The organism is Rahnella sp. BIGb0236 (assembly GCF_004364755.1).
GTDB lineage: Bacteria > Pseudomonadota > Gammaproteobacteria > Enterobacterales > Enterobacteriaceae > Rahnella > Rahnella victoriana.
Window position 1 is genome coordinate 160869 of the sequence record NZ_SOAO01000007.1, and the last position, 15242, is coordinate 176110.

The 15242-nt window shown below is 52.0% G+C and carries 13 protein-coding genes; 7 read left to right on the forward strand and 6 right to left on the reverse strand.

From position 1 onward, the window contains the following. Nucleotides 1-507 precede the first annotated feature (507 nt). Entirely contained in the window at nucleotides 508-1950 is a 1443-nt protein-coding gene (pyk, locus tag EDF78_RS15770; RefSeq protein WP_095921797.1) for a pyruvate kinase, read from the reverse strand. 232 nt (nucleotides 1951-2182) lie between these two features. Further along, nucleotides 2183-3052, reverse strand: a complete 870-nt coding sequence (locus EDF78_RS15775) for a MurR/RpiR family transcriptional regulator (protein WP_133823494.1) — start codon at nucleotides 3050-3052, stop codon at nucleotides 2183-2185. 372 nt (nucleotides 3053-3424) lie between these two features. Between EDF78_RS15775 and zwf the strand changes: the two genes are divergently transcribed. After that, a complete protein-coding gene (zwf, locus tag EDF78_RS15780; RefSeq protein WP_056770028.1) occupies nucleotides 3425-4900 on the forward strand; it encodes a glucose-6-phosphate dehydrogenase in 1476 nt (491 codons plus the stop codon). A 261-nt stretch (nucleotides 4901-5161) separates the two neighbouring features. After that, the gene (locus EDF78_RS15785; RefSeq protein WP_095921798.1) at nucleotides 5162-5803 is read left to right on the forward strand and encodes a bifunctional 4-hydroxy-2-oxoglutarate aldolase/2-dehydro-3-deoxy-phosphogluconate aldolase; all 642 of its coding nucleotides are present in this window, start codon (nucleotides 5162-5164) and stop codon (nucleotides 5801-5803) included. A gap of 65 nt (nucleotides 5804-5868) precedes the next feature. Here the strand turns inward: EDF78_RS15785 and EDF78_RS15790 are convergent, their stop codons facing one another. Further along, a complete protein-coding gene (locus tag EDF78_RS15790) occupies nucleotides 5869-6213 on the reverse strand; it encodes a RidA family protein (RefSeq protein ID WP_119827204.1) in 345 nt (114 codons plus the stop codon). Nucleotides 6214-6355: 142 nt separating this feature from the next. On the opposite strand from EDF78_RS15790, the gene EDF78_RS15795 reads away from it, so the two are divergent. The 5 genes from EDF78_RS15795 to rnd all read left to right on the forward strand — a co-directional run bounded on the left by EDF78_RS15795 (nucleotide 6356) and on the right by rnd (nucleotide 13029). Further along, nucleotides 6356-8269: an ATP-dependent DNA helicase gene (locus tag EDF78_RS15795; protein ID WP_133823451.1), complete on the forward strand. Its 1914-nt coding sequence runs from the start codon at nucleotides 6356-6358 to the stop codon at nucleotides 8267-8269. A gap of 130 nt (nucleotides 8270-8399) precedes the next feature. Then, nucleotides 8400-9101, forward strand: coding sequence for a tRNA (adenosine(37)-N6)-threonylcarbamoyltransferase complex dimerization subunit type 1 TsaB (gene tsaB, locus EDF78_RS15800; RefSeq protein ID WP_095921801.1), 702 nt, complete (start codon nucleotides 8400-8402; stop codon nucleotides 9099-9101). A gap of 62 nt (nucleotides 9102-9163) precedes the next feature. Next, nucleotides 9164-9796 carry a Slp family lipoprotein gene (locus EDF78_RS15805; protein ID WP_133823452.1) on the forward strand — a complete coding sequence of 211 codons (633 nt, stop codon included), beginning with the start codon at nucleotides 9164-9166 and terminating at the stop codon, nucleotides 9794-9796. Between the two features lie 316 nt (nucleotides 9797-10112). Beyond that, nucleotides 10113-11810, forward strand: a complete 1698-nt coding sequence (gene fadD / locus EDF78_RS15810; protein WP_095921803.1) for a long-chain-fatty-acid--CoA ligase FadD — start codon at nucleotides 10113-10115, stop codon at nucleotides 11808-11810. Between the two features lie 97 nt (nucleotides 11811-11907). Further along, complete coding sequence (gene rnd / locus EDF78_RS15815; protein WP_119827200.1) at nucleotides 11908-13029, forward strand: ribonuclease D; 1122 nt, start codon at nucleotides 11908-11910, stop codon at nucleotides 13027-13029. Nucleotides 13030-13407: 378 nt separating this feature from the next. Here the strand turns inward: rnd and minE are convergent, their stop codons facing one another. Genes minE through minC form a run of 3 tightly spaced genes read right to left on the reverse strand, consistent with a single transcriptional unit; the run spans nucleotide 13408 to nucleotide 15207 of the window. Continuing rightward, entirely contained in the window at nucleotides 13408-13677 is a 270-nt protein-coding gene (gene minE / locus EDF78_RS15820) for a cell division topological specificity factor MinE (protein ID WP_095921805.1), read from the reverse strand. 3 nt (nucleotides 13678-13680) lie between these two features. Beyond that, entirely contained in the window at nucleotides 13681-14493 is an 813-nt protein-coding gene (minD, locus tag EDF78_RS15825) for a septum site-determining protein MinD (RefSeq protein ID WP_013575324.1), read from the reverse strand. 24 nt (nucleotides 14494-14517) lie between these two features. Further along, nucleotides 14518-15207, reverse strand: a complete 690-nt coding sequence (gene minC / locus EDF78_RS15830) for a septum site-determining protein MinC (protein ID WP_095921806.1) — start codon at nucleotides 15205-15207, stop codon at nucleotides 14518-14520. Nucleotides 15208-15242 lie beyond the last annotated feature (35 nt).

The following is a 15242-nucleotide window of genomic DNA, read 5'->3' on the forward strand; positions in this document are numbered from 1 at the left end:
TATGGATATATGTGTTTTGTTATCTGAAATAATCAGTGATATGTCTTGTGTGATTTCCTTAGTGCGGACGTATACAAGGTTTTAACGAATGAGAATCATTATAAATGCAAATCATTATCATTCAACAACGACATTGAACATTTGCCCATAACGGCATTTTTTGGTGTTCTAATGTGATCTGCTTCACATAAAAATCTTGCTCTCACTGAGTTCAGCTAAGATCCCATGGGATGAATCTGTATTTGTTATTCGTTTATTGCTGTTATTTGTGAGGTTTTTTGATAGGAAAAGTTATATTTATACGCAGTGAATGTAGGTGTAATTAATTTACGCTATGTGATGGTTTATACGCCGGAGAGTGTTATTTCAAGAAAATGGCAAAATAATGATCAAATTAAGATCACGGAAGCGAGGTGAAGAAGGTGAAACTAAACACTCGGACAGTGCAAAATAAAAAGACCGATCATGATGATCGGCCTTATATACATATTTTATTACATTTCGCCGTTATTCGACACGCAAAATACGGCTGGTATTCGTGGTGCCCACAGTGCTCATGACATCGCCCTGCGTGATGATGACCAGATCACCCGAAAGCAGGTAACCTTTATCACGCAGCAAATTCACTGCATCCTGCGCCCCTGCGACGCCGTCATTGACGCTGTCGAAGAAGACCGGTGTGACGCCACGGTAAATCGCCGTCAGGTTCAGGGTGTGTTCATGGCGGGACATGGCGAAGATGGGCAGGCCGGAACTGATACGGGAGAGCATCAGTGCGGTACGCCCCGATTCCGTCATGGAAATGATCGCGGTAACGCCTTTAAGGTGGTTCGCCGCGTACATCGCCGACATGGCGATCGCTTCTTCGATGTTATCGAATTCCACATCCAGACGGTGCTTGGAGACGTTAATGCTTGGGATTTTTTCTGCACCCAGACACACGCGCGCCATTGCCGCCACGGTTTCCGCAGGATACTGACCGGCAGCCGTTTCGGCTGACAACATCACCGCATCGGTACCGTCCAGCACGGCGTTTGCCACGTCCATGACTTCCGCACGGGTGGGCATCGGGTTGGTGATCATCGATTCCATCATCTGCGTGGCGGTGATCACCGCACGGTTCAGCTGACGGGCGCGACGGATCAGTTTTTTCTGGATACCGACCAGTTCAGGGTCACCGATTTCTACACCCAGATCACCACGGGCCACCATCACCACGTCGGAAGCCAGAATGATATCGTCCATCGCTTCGTCCGTTGCTACCGCTTCAGCACGTTCAACTTTAGAGACGATTTGTGCGTTACAGCCTGCATCGCGTGCCAGACGGCGCGCATAGTTAAGATCTTCGCCGGTGCGTGGGAATGAAACTGCCAGATAATCTACGTCCATTTTGGCCGCAGTAATGATGTCTGCTTTATCTTTCTCAGTCAGGGCTTCGGCAGAAAGACCACCGCCCAGCTTGTTGATGCCTTTATTGTTGGACAGCGGACCGCCCACGGTGACTTCAGTGAAGACTTTCATGCCCTGAACTTCCAGGACTTTCAGCTGCACACGGCCATCATCGAGCAACAGGATATCGCCCGGCACCACATCAGCAGGCAGACCTTTATAGTCAATGCCCACTTTTTCTTTATCGCCTTCACCTTTGCTCATGTTGGCATCGAGCAGGAATTTGTCGCCGATATTGAGGAAAACTTTGCCTTCCTTGAAAGTAGACACACGGATTTTTGGACCCTGCAGGTCGCCGAGGATGGCAACATGACGGCCAAGACGGGCCGCGATTTCACGCACTTTGTTGGCGCGAAGGATGTGATCTTCAGGGGTACCGTGGGAGAAATTCATACGTACAACGTTTGCACCGGCAGCAATGATCTTCTCAAGATTATTGTCGCGGTCAGTTGCAGGACCGAGGGTGGTAACAATCTTCGTTCTTCTGAGCCTTCTGGACATGCCGTACTCCGTTAACTGATGAAACATGGTAGTGCAAAAAACAGCGAGCCCACATTGGGTTTGGTGTAATTGTAATACAAAAGGGTTTCACCTGTGTGACCCGCTGACCTCATGTCTGACTTTCTCCCTGCGCACGTTGCGCGTAGATTTCCCGCCAGACTCCCTATTAAATCAATGGTGCTTCGTTCATATAATCTGTGAATGATTCGGTATGCCAACCCGCAGGGCGAGCTTACTCTGGCAGGTTAGGGACGACCATCCCCTTATCAAAGCGCGATTCTTTCAACGCTTCTTTGACCCGCTTCAGGTTATCTCTGAATTTTGCGCCACGGCGCAAGGTAAACCCGGTCGCCAGCACATCAATCAGCGTCAGCTGAGCGATCCGCGAGACCATCGGCATATACACGTCGGTGTCTTCCGGGACATCCAGTAACAGCGCCAGGGTCGCTTCGTGCGCCAGCGGCGTATTAAAGGATGTGATGGCAATCACGGTGGCATCGTTTTCGCGGGCAAGTTGTGCCAGTTCCACCAGATTTTTGGTGCGGCCGGTGTGGGAAATCAGCATCACCACATCGCCTTCGCTGGAATTCATGCAACTCATGCGCTGCATGACGATGTCATCGAAATAGACCACGGGAATGTTAAAGCGGAAGAATTTGTTCATGGCATCATGCGCCACGGCAGCGGAGGCGCCCAGACCAAAGAACGAAATCTTTTTCGCCTGAGTGAGTAAATCCACCGCACGGTTAATGGCAGCAATATCGAGGGTATTTTTCACCTGATCGAGGCTGGCCATGGCCGATTCGAAAATTTTACTGGTGTAGGCGCTGACGCTGTCGCTTTCATCCACGTTGCGGTTCACATAAGGTGTACCGTTTGCCAGACTTTGTGCCAGATGCAATTTAAAATCTGGAAACCCTTTTGTGTCGAGGCGACGGCAAAAACGGTTTACAGTAGGTTCACTGACGTCGGCCATGCGGGCGAGAGTGGCAATACTGGAGTGGATAGCGATGTGAGGCGAGGCCAGGATAACTTCGGCAACTTTGCGTTCTGACTTGCTCAGAATGTCAAGGTGGGTCTGGATTTTTTCCAACGTATTCATAAGCATGACACTCATAGGTTTCAACGATTTCTTTGAAAAGAGGAAATCGTGTTGATTTGATGAAAATATACTACGCGCTTAATGCCGTTGGCAGCGTCAGTCAGGCGAAAATACCGCTTTTTTTGTCAGAGTTTGACCGAGATCTAACTTTCAGTATGGTAAATTCTGTTCAGTTTTGTCATAAAATTACAGAATGTTGTGGGTTTTAACAGCACCTGAGAGACTTATGATAAAAATAAGGTTTTCCGCAGAGTTATCCCCCTGTCAGATCAAGGTTTACGGCTCACGGGCAATCAGAGTACATTGTTGCTGAAATAAAATTACAATATGTACCCCAATAACTAAGGGTATTCCTGCATTGAGGAGAAGAACATGGCGGTAACTCAGACAGCCCAGGCTTGTGATCTGGTAATTTTCGGTGCAAAGGGTGACCTTGCGCGCCGTAAGCTGTTGCCTTCCCTGTATCAGTTAGAGAAAGCGGGTCACATTCACCCGGACACCCGCATCATCGGTGTCGGACGTGCGGAATGGGACAAAGCGGCCTATACCGAAGTGGTTAAAGAAGCACTGACCACCTTCATGAAAGAAAAAATTGATCCGGAACTGTGGGAAAAACTCAGTGCCCGTCTTGATTTCTGTAACCTTGATGTCAATGATCTGAAGCATTTCAAAGTGTTGGGCAAAATGCTCGACCAGCAAAATCGCGCCACCATTAACTACTTCGCCATTGCGCCAAGCCACTTCGGTGCGATCTGCCGGGGTCTGGGTGAAGCAGGGCTGAATAAAGAGCCTGCGCGCGTGGTGATGGAAAAACCCCTGGGACACTCTCTGGAGTCTTCCCAGGTCATTAACGATCAGGTGGCGGAGTATTTCGCCGAGTCTCAGGTTTACCGTATCGACCATTATCTGGGCAAAGAAACGGTTCTGAACTTGCTGGCGCTGCGTTTCGCCAACAACCTGTTCGCCAGCAACTGGGATAACCGCACTATCGATCATGTGCAGATCACCGTGGCGGAAGAAGTGGGTATCGAAGGCCGCTGGGGCTACTTCGATGACGCGGGTCAGATGCGCGACATGATCCAGAACCACTTGCTGCAAATTCTGACCATGATCGCCATGTCACCACCGGCGGATCTGAGCACGGACCGCATCCGTGACGAAAAAGTGAAAGTGCTGCGCTCCCTGCGCCGTATCGACCAGTCCAACGTGCGTGAAAACACCGTGCGTGGTCAGTACACCGCAGGTTTCGTGCAGGGCAAGAAAGTGCCGGGGTATCTGGAAGAAGAAGGCGCGAAAAAAACCAGCAGCACTGAGACCTTTGTTTCTATCCGCGTGGATATCGACAACTGGCAGTGGGCGGGTGTGCCGTTCTACCTGCGTACCGGTAAGCGTCTGCCGAGCAAATGTTCAGAAGTTGTGGTGTATTTCAAAAACCCGGCACTGAACCTGTTCCGTGATTCTTATCAGCAACTGCCGCAGAATAAACTGACCATTCGTCTGCAACCGGACGAAGGTATCGAGATCGAAGTGCTGAACAAAGTGCCGGGTCTTGAGCACAAACACCGTCTGCAAACCACCAAGCTGGATCTGAGCTTCACTGAAACCTTCAATGAACAGCATATTGCCGATGCTTACGAGCGTCTGCTGCTGGAAACCATGCGTGGGATCCAGGCGCTGTTTGTGCGTCGTGACGAAGTGGAAGAAGCCTGGAAATGGGTCGACTCCATCATGAATGCGTGGGCGGCAGAAAGCGAAGCACCAAAACCGTATCAGTCCGGGACATGGGGTCCGGTAGCGTCTGTGGCGATGATCACCCGCGACGGCCGTTCCTGGAACGAGTTCGAGTAACGAATAATTCTTTAAGTTATTACTCCCCAAAATAATTGAAGTTGCAGCAAGGCGGCAAGTGAGAGAATCCCGATGAGCTGACATGAGTCAGTGATTCGGGTGAACAAGCGCAGCCAACGCCGCTGCGGCTTCAAGTATGACGGGGAGGGTAGTATCGTCCAATCGGGTGTGGTCGGTCACCTGCAGAGAAATCTGCGGGTCCCTGTGGCAGGGGCGCGCCATCAATCACAACGGTGCCTGCGGGCATGAATGGAGAACAAGATGAAAAACTGGAAAACAAGCGCGGAACAAATTCTGACCTCAGGGCCGGTTGTTCCTGTGATTGTTATCAACAAACTGGAGCATGCGGTCCCGCTGGCCAAAGCACTGGTTGCCGGTGGCGTACGTGTGCTGGAAGTGACGTTGCGTACCCCGTGCGCGATGGATGCGATCCGCGCTATCGCAAAAGAAGTACCGGACGCCATCATTGGTGCGGGCACGGTACTGAATCCTGAGCAACTGGCCGAAGTGACCGAAGCCGGTGCCCGGTTCGCCATCAGCCCGGGGCTGACGGATGCTTTGCTCAAAGCCGCCAACGCGGGTTCTATTCCGCTGATTCCGGGAATTTGCACCGTGTCCGAACTGATGATGGGTCTGGATGCCGGTCTGCGCGAGTTTAAATTCTTCCCGGCTGAAGCCAATGGCGGCGTGAAAGCGTTGCAGGCGATTGCCGGTCCGTTCCCGCAGGTGCGTTTCTGCCCGACAGGTGGGATTTCACCGAAGAACTACCGTGATTACCTGGCGCTGAAAAGCGTGCTGTGTATCGGCGGTTCATGGCTGGTGCCAGCCGATGCGCTGGAAAGCGGTGACTATGCACGCATCACTGAACTCGCGAAAGAAGCGGTCGCGGGTGCAAAAGCGTAACCGGGCATTGCACGGATAATAAAAAACCTCCCGAGGGAGGTTTTTTTATGCCTGAAAATCAATGATTAACGCGCGGCAATGATCTTGATTTCGATTTTGTATTTCGGATTCATCAGGTTGGCCTGCACGGTACAGCGCACCGGTGCATTGCCCGGCGACACCCACGCATCCCAGGCTTCATTCATGGCCGGGAAATCTTCTTTATTCACCAGAAACAGCGTGGCATCCAGAATTTTGCTTTTGTCTGAACCGGCTTCAGTCAGCGCAGCATCAATAATGGCCAGCGTTTCCGCAGTCTGATCTTTCGCATTCGCCTCCAGATTTTCCGGCACCGCCGTGTAATAAATGGTGTCGTTATGGATAACAATGTCGGACATCCGTGGCTCAGGACGGATACGTTCGATGGTCATATTTTTGGCTCCAGTTAGTCACTTTTTTTGATGGCGCTAAGGGTATCACAAAGGATGAATGCGTTGGATTGGCAGATGGCGGTAGCCGTAACGGCGTTGGGTTGGCATAATCACTGCTGATCCGTACAGGTAGAGAGACAGAGTGACAGACGATTTCGCAACAGACGGCGCACTGGCGCAGAAAATTGAAGGTTTTAAACCCCGTGAACCTCAGCGTCTGATGGCGCAGGCTGTCAGCAAAGCCATCAGCGCTAAGCAAGGGCTGGTGGTGGAAGCCGGTACCGGGACCGGGAAAACCTATGCCTATCTGGCTCCGGCGCTGCGTTCCGGCAAAAAAGTCATCATCTCCACCGGATCCAAAAACTTACAGGATCAGCTGTATTCCCGCGATCTGCCCAAAGTGGCCAATGCGCTGAAATTTAAAGGCCGTCTGGCGCTGCTGAAAGGGCGTTCAAACTATTTATGTCTGGAACGTCTGGAGCAACAATCGCTGGCCGGCGGCGATCTCGCCAGTCAGGCGCTCAGCGAACTGGCACATCTGCGTCACTGGTCAAGCAGCACGGAAGAGGGCGATATCAGCACCTGCACCGTGGTGCCGGAAGACAGCTTTGTCTGGCCGCTGGTGACCAGCACCAACGACAATTGCCTCGGCAGTGATTGCCCGCTGTATAAAGAATGCTTCGTGGTAAAAGCCCGCCGTAAGGCCATGGACGCCGATGTGGTGGTAGTAAACCATCATTTGTTCATGGCGGATATGGTGGTGAAAGAGAGCGGCTTTGGTGAGCTGATCCCCGAAGCTGACGTGATGATTTTCGACGAAGCTCATCAGATCCCCGATATTGCCAGCCAGTATTTCGGCCAGCAGGTCACCAGCCGTCAGTTGCTCGATATGGCAAAAGATATCAACATCGCTTACCGCACCGAAGTGCGTGACTCCGTACAGTTGCAGAAAAGTGCTGACCGCCTGAGCCAGAGCACCATGGATTTCCGTCTGGCACTCGGCGAGCCGGGTTTTCGCGGCAATCTGCGTGATGTTCTCAGCCAGCCTGCCATCCAGCGAGCCTTGCTGCTGCTCGATGACGCACTGGAGCTGTGCTATGACGTGGTCAAATTATCACTCGGCCGTTCTGCACTGCTGGACGCAGCTTTCGAACGCGCCACGCTTTACCGCAACCGTCTCAAGCGCCTGAAAGATGTCTCCATTCCCGGCTACAGTTACTGGTACGAATGTAATTCCCGCCACTTTGTGCTGGCGCTGACGCCGTTATCGGTCACCGATAAATTCAGCGAGATGATGAAAGAAAAACCGGGAGCGTGGATTTTTACCTCGGCAACGCTTTCGGTGAACGATCAGCTGCATCATTTTACCGAACGTCTGGGTCTGGATCAGGCAGAAACGCTGCTGCTGCCGAGTCCGTTTGATTACGCCAAACAGGCCCTGTTATGTGTTCCACGTTTTCTGCCCGAATCGAATGTTCACGGCAGTTCGAAGCAGCTGGCGCGAATGTTGCGTCCGCTGATTGAAGCGAATAAAGGCCGTTGTTTCTTTCTGTGTACTTCCCACAAAATGATGCGTGAACTGGCGGAAGAGTTCCGGGCCAGTCTGACGCTGCCGGTTTTATTACAAGGCGAAACCAGTAAGGGACAGTTGCTGGCGCAGTTTGTCGAAGCCGGTAATGCGTTACTGGTAGCGACCAGCAGTTTCTGGGAAGGGGTGGATGTGCGCGGTGATGCGCTGTCGTGCGTCATCATCGATAAGCTGCCATTTACCTCACCGGACGATCCGCTGCTCAAAGCGCGCATAGAAGATTGCCGTCTGCGCGGCGGAGATCCTTTCAATGACGTACAATTACCGGATGCGGTCATTACCCTTAAACAGGGCGTCGGACGTCTGATCCGCGATACGGATGACCGTGGTGTGATGGTGATTTGTGACAACCGGCTGGTGATGCGTCCGTATGGCGAAGTTTTCCTCAACAGCTTGCCGCCGACGCCACGCACGCGTGATCTGACGCAAGCGATCCGCTTTTTACAAAACGTTGAAGAGCAGAATTAGCCCTTTGTTTATGCTAAGATGCCGCCCCGAAAAAGGCTCTTGTACCCGTCATATATCACGTTGCAGATGCGTTGACTGCGCGCGACGTATTGAGGGTATAACTTATTAATTTCCCCGCCTGAGGTTTGGCATGTCCACGCGAATTTTAGCAATTGATACGGCGACAGAAGCCTGTTCGGTTGCGCTTTATGATCAGGGCGAAACGCTCGCCCATTTTGAACTCTGCGCCCGCGAGCATACGCAGCGCATTCTGCCGCTGGTGCAGCAGATCCTCGCCGAAGCGGGGCTTTCCCTGAAACAACTCGATGCACTGGCATTTGGCCGGGGGCCGGGCAGTTTTACCGGCGTGCGTATCGGCATTGGTATCGCGCAAGGTTTATCACTTGGCGCAGAGTTGCCGTTGTTGCCTGTTTCCACCTTACAAACCATGGCGCAGGGTGCTTACCGCCAGACCGGCGCGGAACAGGTGCTGGCCGCCATTGATGCCCGCATGGGCGAAGTGTACTGGGGTGAATTTACCCGCAATGCACAAGGTGTCTGGAGCGGTGAAAATACCGAGACGGTCATCAAACCTGAACAACTGCTGGCGCGAGCCGTTGAGCTAAACGGACGTTTTGCCACCGTGGGTACGGGCTGGGAAGCCTATCCGCATTTGCTGGGTGAATCTCCGGCGGCGGATTTATTTGATGGCAAAATGTTACTGCCACAGGCGGAAGACATGCTGCCGCTGGCGCTTCAGCTCTGGGAAAACGGCGTGCGGGTCAATCCGGAAGATGCCGAACCTACCTATCTGCGTAATGAAGTGACATGGAAAAAGCTGCCAGGCCGGTAGGGGATGGCAACTTGTGCATTAAATAGCGGTCAAAATGAAGAGTTTGCACAGGAGTCATCGTAATGCGTAAGTGGTCTGTCATTCAGCAGTTATCAGGCAAGACGGGTAAGAGAATGGCCCTGAGTGCGGTGGCACTCAGCGTTCTGGTGTTATCAGGCTGTGTCACCGTACCGGAAGAAATTCGCGGGACGACGGCAACGCCGCAGATGAATTTACAAGCGGTGCAGGGCGCCCCGAGTTTGTATGTCGGGCAGGAATCGCGTTTTGGTGGCAAGGTGGTCTCTGTGACCAACCTGCAGAACAAAACACGTCTGGAAATCGCCACCGTTCCCCTTGATGATGCCGCCCGGCCGATATTAGGCGCGGCATCACGCGGGCGCATCATGGCTTACATTAATGGCTTCGTCGATCCGGTCGATTACCGCGATCAACTGGTCACCGTGGTCGGGCCGATTACGGGTGTCGAAAAAGGCACGGTAGGGCAGACGTCGTATGACTTTGTCACTGTAAACGTCAACAGCTATAAACGCTGGCGGGTACAGCAGCAGGTGGTTATGCCTCCGCAACCTATCGGCCCGTGGGGCTACGGTTTTGGTGGGCCTTATGATTCCTGGGGGCGAGGGTTTGGGCCCGGTTGGGGTCCCGGCTGGTATGACACGACACCCGCACGGGTCGAAAGCGTCGTCACAGAATAAACCGCCGCCGCACGGTAGCCCGCCTCCTCACGGCGCGCCCCCTCCGGCGGCAGTAAAACCGGCTCCGGCACACCCTGTTGTGCCCCCGCCAAAGAAAACACATTGAGACAAGATCGTTGTTAAGGCGGCTTAATTGCCGCCTTTTTCTTTTTTAGCCAGGGATGGCTGTAACGAGTGGTTGCAGAAATAGTGACCCGCCTCTCAACCTCGACATTGTTTGAAACGCAACTGGTAAGCTGAGTTAAAATATTGTTAAAGACGTGATAAAACTCGTCGAATAGAGACGGCAACAGAACATGATTTCAGGAGTGATACCTTGGAAAAGGTTTGGCTAAAACGTTATCCGGCAGATGTTCCCGAGAACATCGATCCCGACCGCTACAGTTCACTGGTCGAAATGTTCGAAAATGCCACGCTGCGTTATGCAGATACCCCGGCGTTTATCAACATGGGCGAGGTGATGACTTACCGCAAGCTTGAAGAGCGCAGTCGCGCTTTCGCTGCGTATTTGCAAAATGAACTGGGTCTGCAAAAGGGCGACCGCGTTGCCCTGATGATGCCGAATCTGCTGCAATACCCGATTGCCCTGTTTGGCGTGCTGCGCGCCGGTATGGTGGTGGTCAACGTCAACCCGCTGTATACGCCGCGTGAACTTGAGCATCAGCTCAATGACAGCGGTGCGAGCGCGATTGTTATCGTCTCCAACTTCGCCCACACCCTGGAAAAAGTGGTGTACAAAACTCAGGTTAAGCATGTGATCCTGACCCGTATGGGCGATCAGCTTTCTGCAGCGAAAGGCACGCTGGTTAACTTTGTGGTCAAATATGTCAAACGACTGGTGCCTAAATACCATCTGCCGAATGCCATTTCGTTCCGTACCGCCTTACAGCGCGGGCGTCGTCTGCAGTACATCAAACCCGACATCATTAATGACGATCTGGCGTTTCTGCAATACACCGGCGGGACGACTGGCGTGGCGAAAGGCGCAATGCTGACACACCGTAATATGCAGGCCAATCTCGAGCAGGCAAAAGCGGCGTACGCGCCGTTGTTGCAGCCGGGGCACGAACTGGTGGTTACGGCTCTGCCGCTGTATCACATTTTTGCATTGACGGTGAACTGCCTGCTGTTCCTCGAACTGGGTGGGAAGAGTCTGCTGATCACCAATCCGCGCGATGTGCCGGGGATGGTGAAGGAGCTGGGTAAATACCCGTTTACGGCGATCAGTGGCGTCAATACGCTGTTCAATGCGTTACTCAATAACGAAGATTTCCGCGAGCTGGATTTCTCCACGCTGCGCCTCTCAGTTGGCGGCGGAATGTCGGTGCAAAAATCCGTGGCCGAAAAATGGGAAAAACTGACCGGTAAACATTTACTGGAAGGTTACGGGCTGACCGAGTGTTCACCGCTGGTCGCCGGTAACCCGTATGACCTGAAACATTACAGTGGCAGTATCGGCTTACCGGTGCCGTCAACAGAGGTACGTCTGGTCGATGATAATGGTCAGGATGTCGGGCCGGGATTACCGGGTGAACTTTGGGTGCGCGGTCCTCAGGTGATGCTGGGATACTGGCAACGGCCTGCGGCGACCGACGAGGTGCTAAAAGATGGCTGGTTATCGACAGGCGATATCGTTACAGTGGACGAGCAGGGCTTTTTACGGATTGTTGACCGCAAAAAAGACATGATTCTGGTTTCCGGTTTTAATGTCTACCCTAACGAAATTGAAGAGGTGGTTTCACAACATGACAAAGTGCTCGAAGTTGCCGCCATCGGTGTGCCAAACGAGTCGTCGGGTGAAATCGTCAAAATTTGCGTGGTGAAGAAAGACCCGTCGCTGACCAGCGAAGAGATCCTCGCGCATTGCCGCCGGTTATTAACCGGTTACAAAGTACCGAAGATTGTCGAGTTCCGCGACGAGTTACCGAAATCAAATGTCGGTAAAATTCTCAGAAGGGAGCTTCGTGACGAGCAGGCAAAGCCGAAGGCTGATCCGAAACAGGATGCGGCATAAACGTCAGCTCAGGGGTTCAGTGATAGTCAGTTTCTTAACGCCGGCGAAGTCCGGCGTTGTCACGTTATAACGTAGTAATGATTAAGAGAATTAAGATTTGAATTATCAGTTGATCACCACCAATGACGCGCTGGAGCAGGTTTGTCTTCAGGCAAAAGCGCACAGCAAAATTGCGCTGGATACCGAATTTGTCCGCACCCGTACTTACTACCCGCAACTGGGTCTGATCCAGTTATTCGATGGCGAACGGCTCACGCTGATCGACCCTTTGCCGATCACCGCCTGGCAGCCTTTTATCGATTTGCTGGTTAATCCTGATGTGATCAAATTCCTTCACGCGGGCAGTGAAGATCTGGAAGTGTTTCTGAATGCGTTTGGTGTGATGCCTTCGCCGTTGATTGATACGCAGATCCTCGCCGCGTTCAGCGGACGCCCGCTGTCCTGTGGTTTTGCGCGTCTGGTGGCGGAAACCACGGGTGTTGAGCTGGATAAAAGTGAATCGCGCACCGACTGGATCGCCCGCCCGCTGAGTGAAAAACAGTGTGTGTATGCGGCGGCTGACGTGTGGTATTTGCTGCCGCTGGCTGAACAACTGATGCGGGAAACAGAAGAAGCAGGGTGGATGGATGCCGCGCTGGATGAATGTCTGGCATTGTGCCGTCGCCGCAGCGAAGTGCTGCAACCGGAGCTGGCGTATCTGGAAATCGGCAACGCCTTCCAGCTGCGTCCGCGTCAACTGGGTTGTCTGAAGTTGCTGGCGGCATGGCGTCTCAATCAGGCTCGTCAGCGTGATCTGGCCGTTAATTTTGTGGTACGCGAGGAAAACCTCTGGCAGGTGGCGCGCTATCAGCCGACATCACTGGGCGAGCTGGAGGCCCTGGGGCTGAGCGGCCCTGAAATCCGCTATCATGGACGTACGTTGCTGGCGCTGGTGGAGGAATCCAATGCACTGGATGAATCAGAGCTGCCTGCACCTATTTCGAATCTGATTGATCAGCCGGGTTACCGTAAAGTCTTCAAGGATATCAAAGCACTGATCCAGACCGTCAGTGAAGAGAGTAAGCTGAGTGTTGAGTTGCTGGCTTCACGTCGTCAGATTAACCAGTTGCTGAACAGCCACTGGAAGTTAAAAGATAAAGAAGCGCAGCCTGAATTAATCAGCGGCTGGCGTGGAAAATTGTTAGCTGAAAGATTGAATGCCATTCTGAGCAATTATTGATTTCTTTTTCCTCAGCGGGGAATTAGCCATCAGGTCGTGATAATAAGAGCGGGTAAATTCCCCGCTCTTTTTTTATTCAGGCTTCAGAAAATCTGCACTTTGAAGAATTAATTTCAGTAACTCAGGATAAAAAGCGGGGAATTAAGCCAGTGTAGGGATATTAATTTCCAGCCTGAATGAGATGAGTCTTAATCAAAATTTTCACGAATAGATGCAAATAAACGAATAATAGATCCGTTTAATGGTTATATATACAGTAGTTATTGGCGGTAAGGAATAATACGCGAAGGGAAATCAACAAAAAGTGAGTGGCCCCCTGAGGAAACAGAGGGCGCTATTCTGAAAAAAACACCTGCAAACAAGGCAAATAGACTGCTGTCATTTAGGCGCTTCTTCCGACTCTGGCAGGGTGACGTTAAGTTCCAGTACGGAAATATCGTCACCTTTTTGCTCGAACTGAACCTGCAACATTTCGGGGTCAATCTTAATATACTTACAGATGACCGCCAGAATGTCTCGTTTCAGATCAGGCAGATACGATGGTTCACTATCCCCTCGACGCCGTTCGGCTACGATGATCTGTAGCCGTTCCTTGGCTATATTGGCTGTCGATTTTTTGCGGGACAGAAAGAAATCTAACAATGCCATGGTTTATCCCCCAAAAAGGCGTTTCAGGAAACTCTTCTTCTCTTCCTCAATGAAACGGAATGCACGTTCTTCCCCAAGCAGGCGGCTGACAGTATCGTCATACGCTTTCCCTGCATCGGATTCCTGATCCAGAATGACCGGCTCGCCCTGGTTGGACGCACGCAGCACAGACTGATCTTCAGGGATAACCCCGATCAAAGGAATACGCAGGATTTCCAGCACATCTTCCATGCTCAGCATGTCGCCACGGCTGACACGTCCGGGGTTGTAACGGGTGAGAAGCAGATGTTCTTTAATAGGCTCTAAGCCCTGTTCCGCACGGCGGGATTTTGAAGACAAAATGCCCAAAATGCGGTCGGAGTCGCGAACGGAAGACACTTCAGGGTTGGTGGTGATCACGGCTTCATCGGCGAAATACAACGCCATCAGTGCGCCGGTTTCGATACCCGCAGGGGAATCGCAGACCACGAAGTCAAATTCCATTTCGGCTAAATCGTTCAGGATTTTTTCCACGCCTTCGCGGGTCAGCGCATCTTTGTCGCGCGTTTGCGAAGCCGGAAGAATAAACAGGTTTTCGGTGCGTTTATCTTTGATAAGCGCCTGATTCAACGTGGCATCGCCCTGGATCACGTTAACGAAATCATAAACCACGCGGCGCTCACAGCCCATAATCAGATCGAGATTACGCAGACCGATATCGAAATCGATAACGACGGTCTTTTTGCCTTTTTGAGCTAAACCGGTAGCAATGGCCGCGCTTGAAGTGGTCTTGCCAACGCCCCCTTTACCCGATGTAACAACTATGATGCGTGCCATGAATGGATTCCTTGTCAAAAGGGCTTAGTTTAAAGGTTGTATGGTTAACACATTATTTAACAGGCTGAGGCGCGCTGCCTGACCGAGGTAATCAGTCGGGATTTGATCACTCAACCAGTATTGCCCTGCGATAGAGACTAGTTCAGCGCCTAAATGCGTGCAAAAGATCTGACAATTTGCATCGCCTGCGGCACCGGCCAGCGCTCTGCCTCGCATCATGCCGTAGATGTGGATATTGCCATCGGCAATCAGTTCCGCACCTGCGCTGACACTGTTGGTCACGATGAGGTCGCTGTTACGGGCATAAATTTGTTGGCCGGATCTGACCGGGGTACTGACAATGCGGGTTTTGGCCGGGGCATTGTCGGGCACGACAGGAACCGGTGGCTCTGCGGCGATTCGCTGGGCACGACCTTCACTCAGCAGCGGTAAACCGGTGCGGGAAAGTGCGCGTTTTTGCGCTTCATCTTTGCAACCACTGATGCCAACAACGCGAAAGCCTGCAGAAGCGACAGCCTGTTGAATGTCTTTCCAGTTTGCTTCACCGGTCAGTGAGGCAACGTTGATAACAACAGGGGCATTTTTCAAAAAGGCTGGAGCTTGCTCCACTTTTTCCTGTAATGCCTGATAAATAACCTCAGGTTGTGAACTATGTAAATGAACAACCGATAAGGTAAAACTGCTGCCTTTTAGTTCTATTGGCGATTGTGACATCTATCCTGACTCAGTCTCAGCAACTCTAAATCCCC

Excerpts from the sequence above, each read along its gene's own strand:
- tsaB (WP_095921801.1), top strand. The coding sequence starts at position 8,400 with ATGTCCACGCGAATTTTAGCAATTGATACGGCGACAGAAGCCTGTTCG.
- EDF78_RS15790 (WP_119827204.1), bottom strand. The coding sequence starts at position 6,213 with ATGACCATCGAACGTATCCGTCCTGAGCCACGGATGTCCGACATTGTT.
- zwf (WP_056770028.1), top strand. The coding sequence starts at position 3,425 with ATGGCGGTAACTCAGACAGCCCAGGCTTGTGATCTGGTAATTTTCGGT.
- minC (WP_095921806.1), bottom strand. The coding sequence starts at position 15,207 with ATGTCACAATCGCCAATAGAACTAAAAGGCAGCAGTTTTACCTTATCG.
- EDF78_RS15785 (WP_095921798.1), top strand. The coding sequence starts at position 5,162 with ATGAAAAACTGGAAAACAAGCGCGGAACAAATTCTGACCTCAGGGCCG.
- EDF78_RS15805 (WP_133823452.1), top strand. The coding sequence starts at position 9,164 with ATGCGTAAGTGGTCTGTCATTCAGCAGTTATCAGGCAAGACGGGTAAG.
- EDF78_RS15775 (WP_133823494.1), bottom strand. The coding sequence starts at position 3,052 with ATGAATACGTTGGAAAAAATCCAGACCCACCTTGACATTCTGAGCAAG.
- pyk (WP_095921797.1), bottom strand. The coding sequence starts at position 1,950 with ATGTCCAGAAGGCTCAGAAGAACGAAGATTGTTACCACCCTCGGTCCT.
- minE (WP_095921805.1), bottom strand. The coding sequence starts at position 13,677 with ATGGCATTGTTAGATTTCTTTCTGTCCCGCAAAAAATCGACAGCCAAT.
- minD (WP_013575324.1), bottom strand. The coding sequence starts at position 14,493 with ATGGCACGCATCATAGTTGTTACATCGGGTAAAGGGGGCGTTGGCAAG.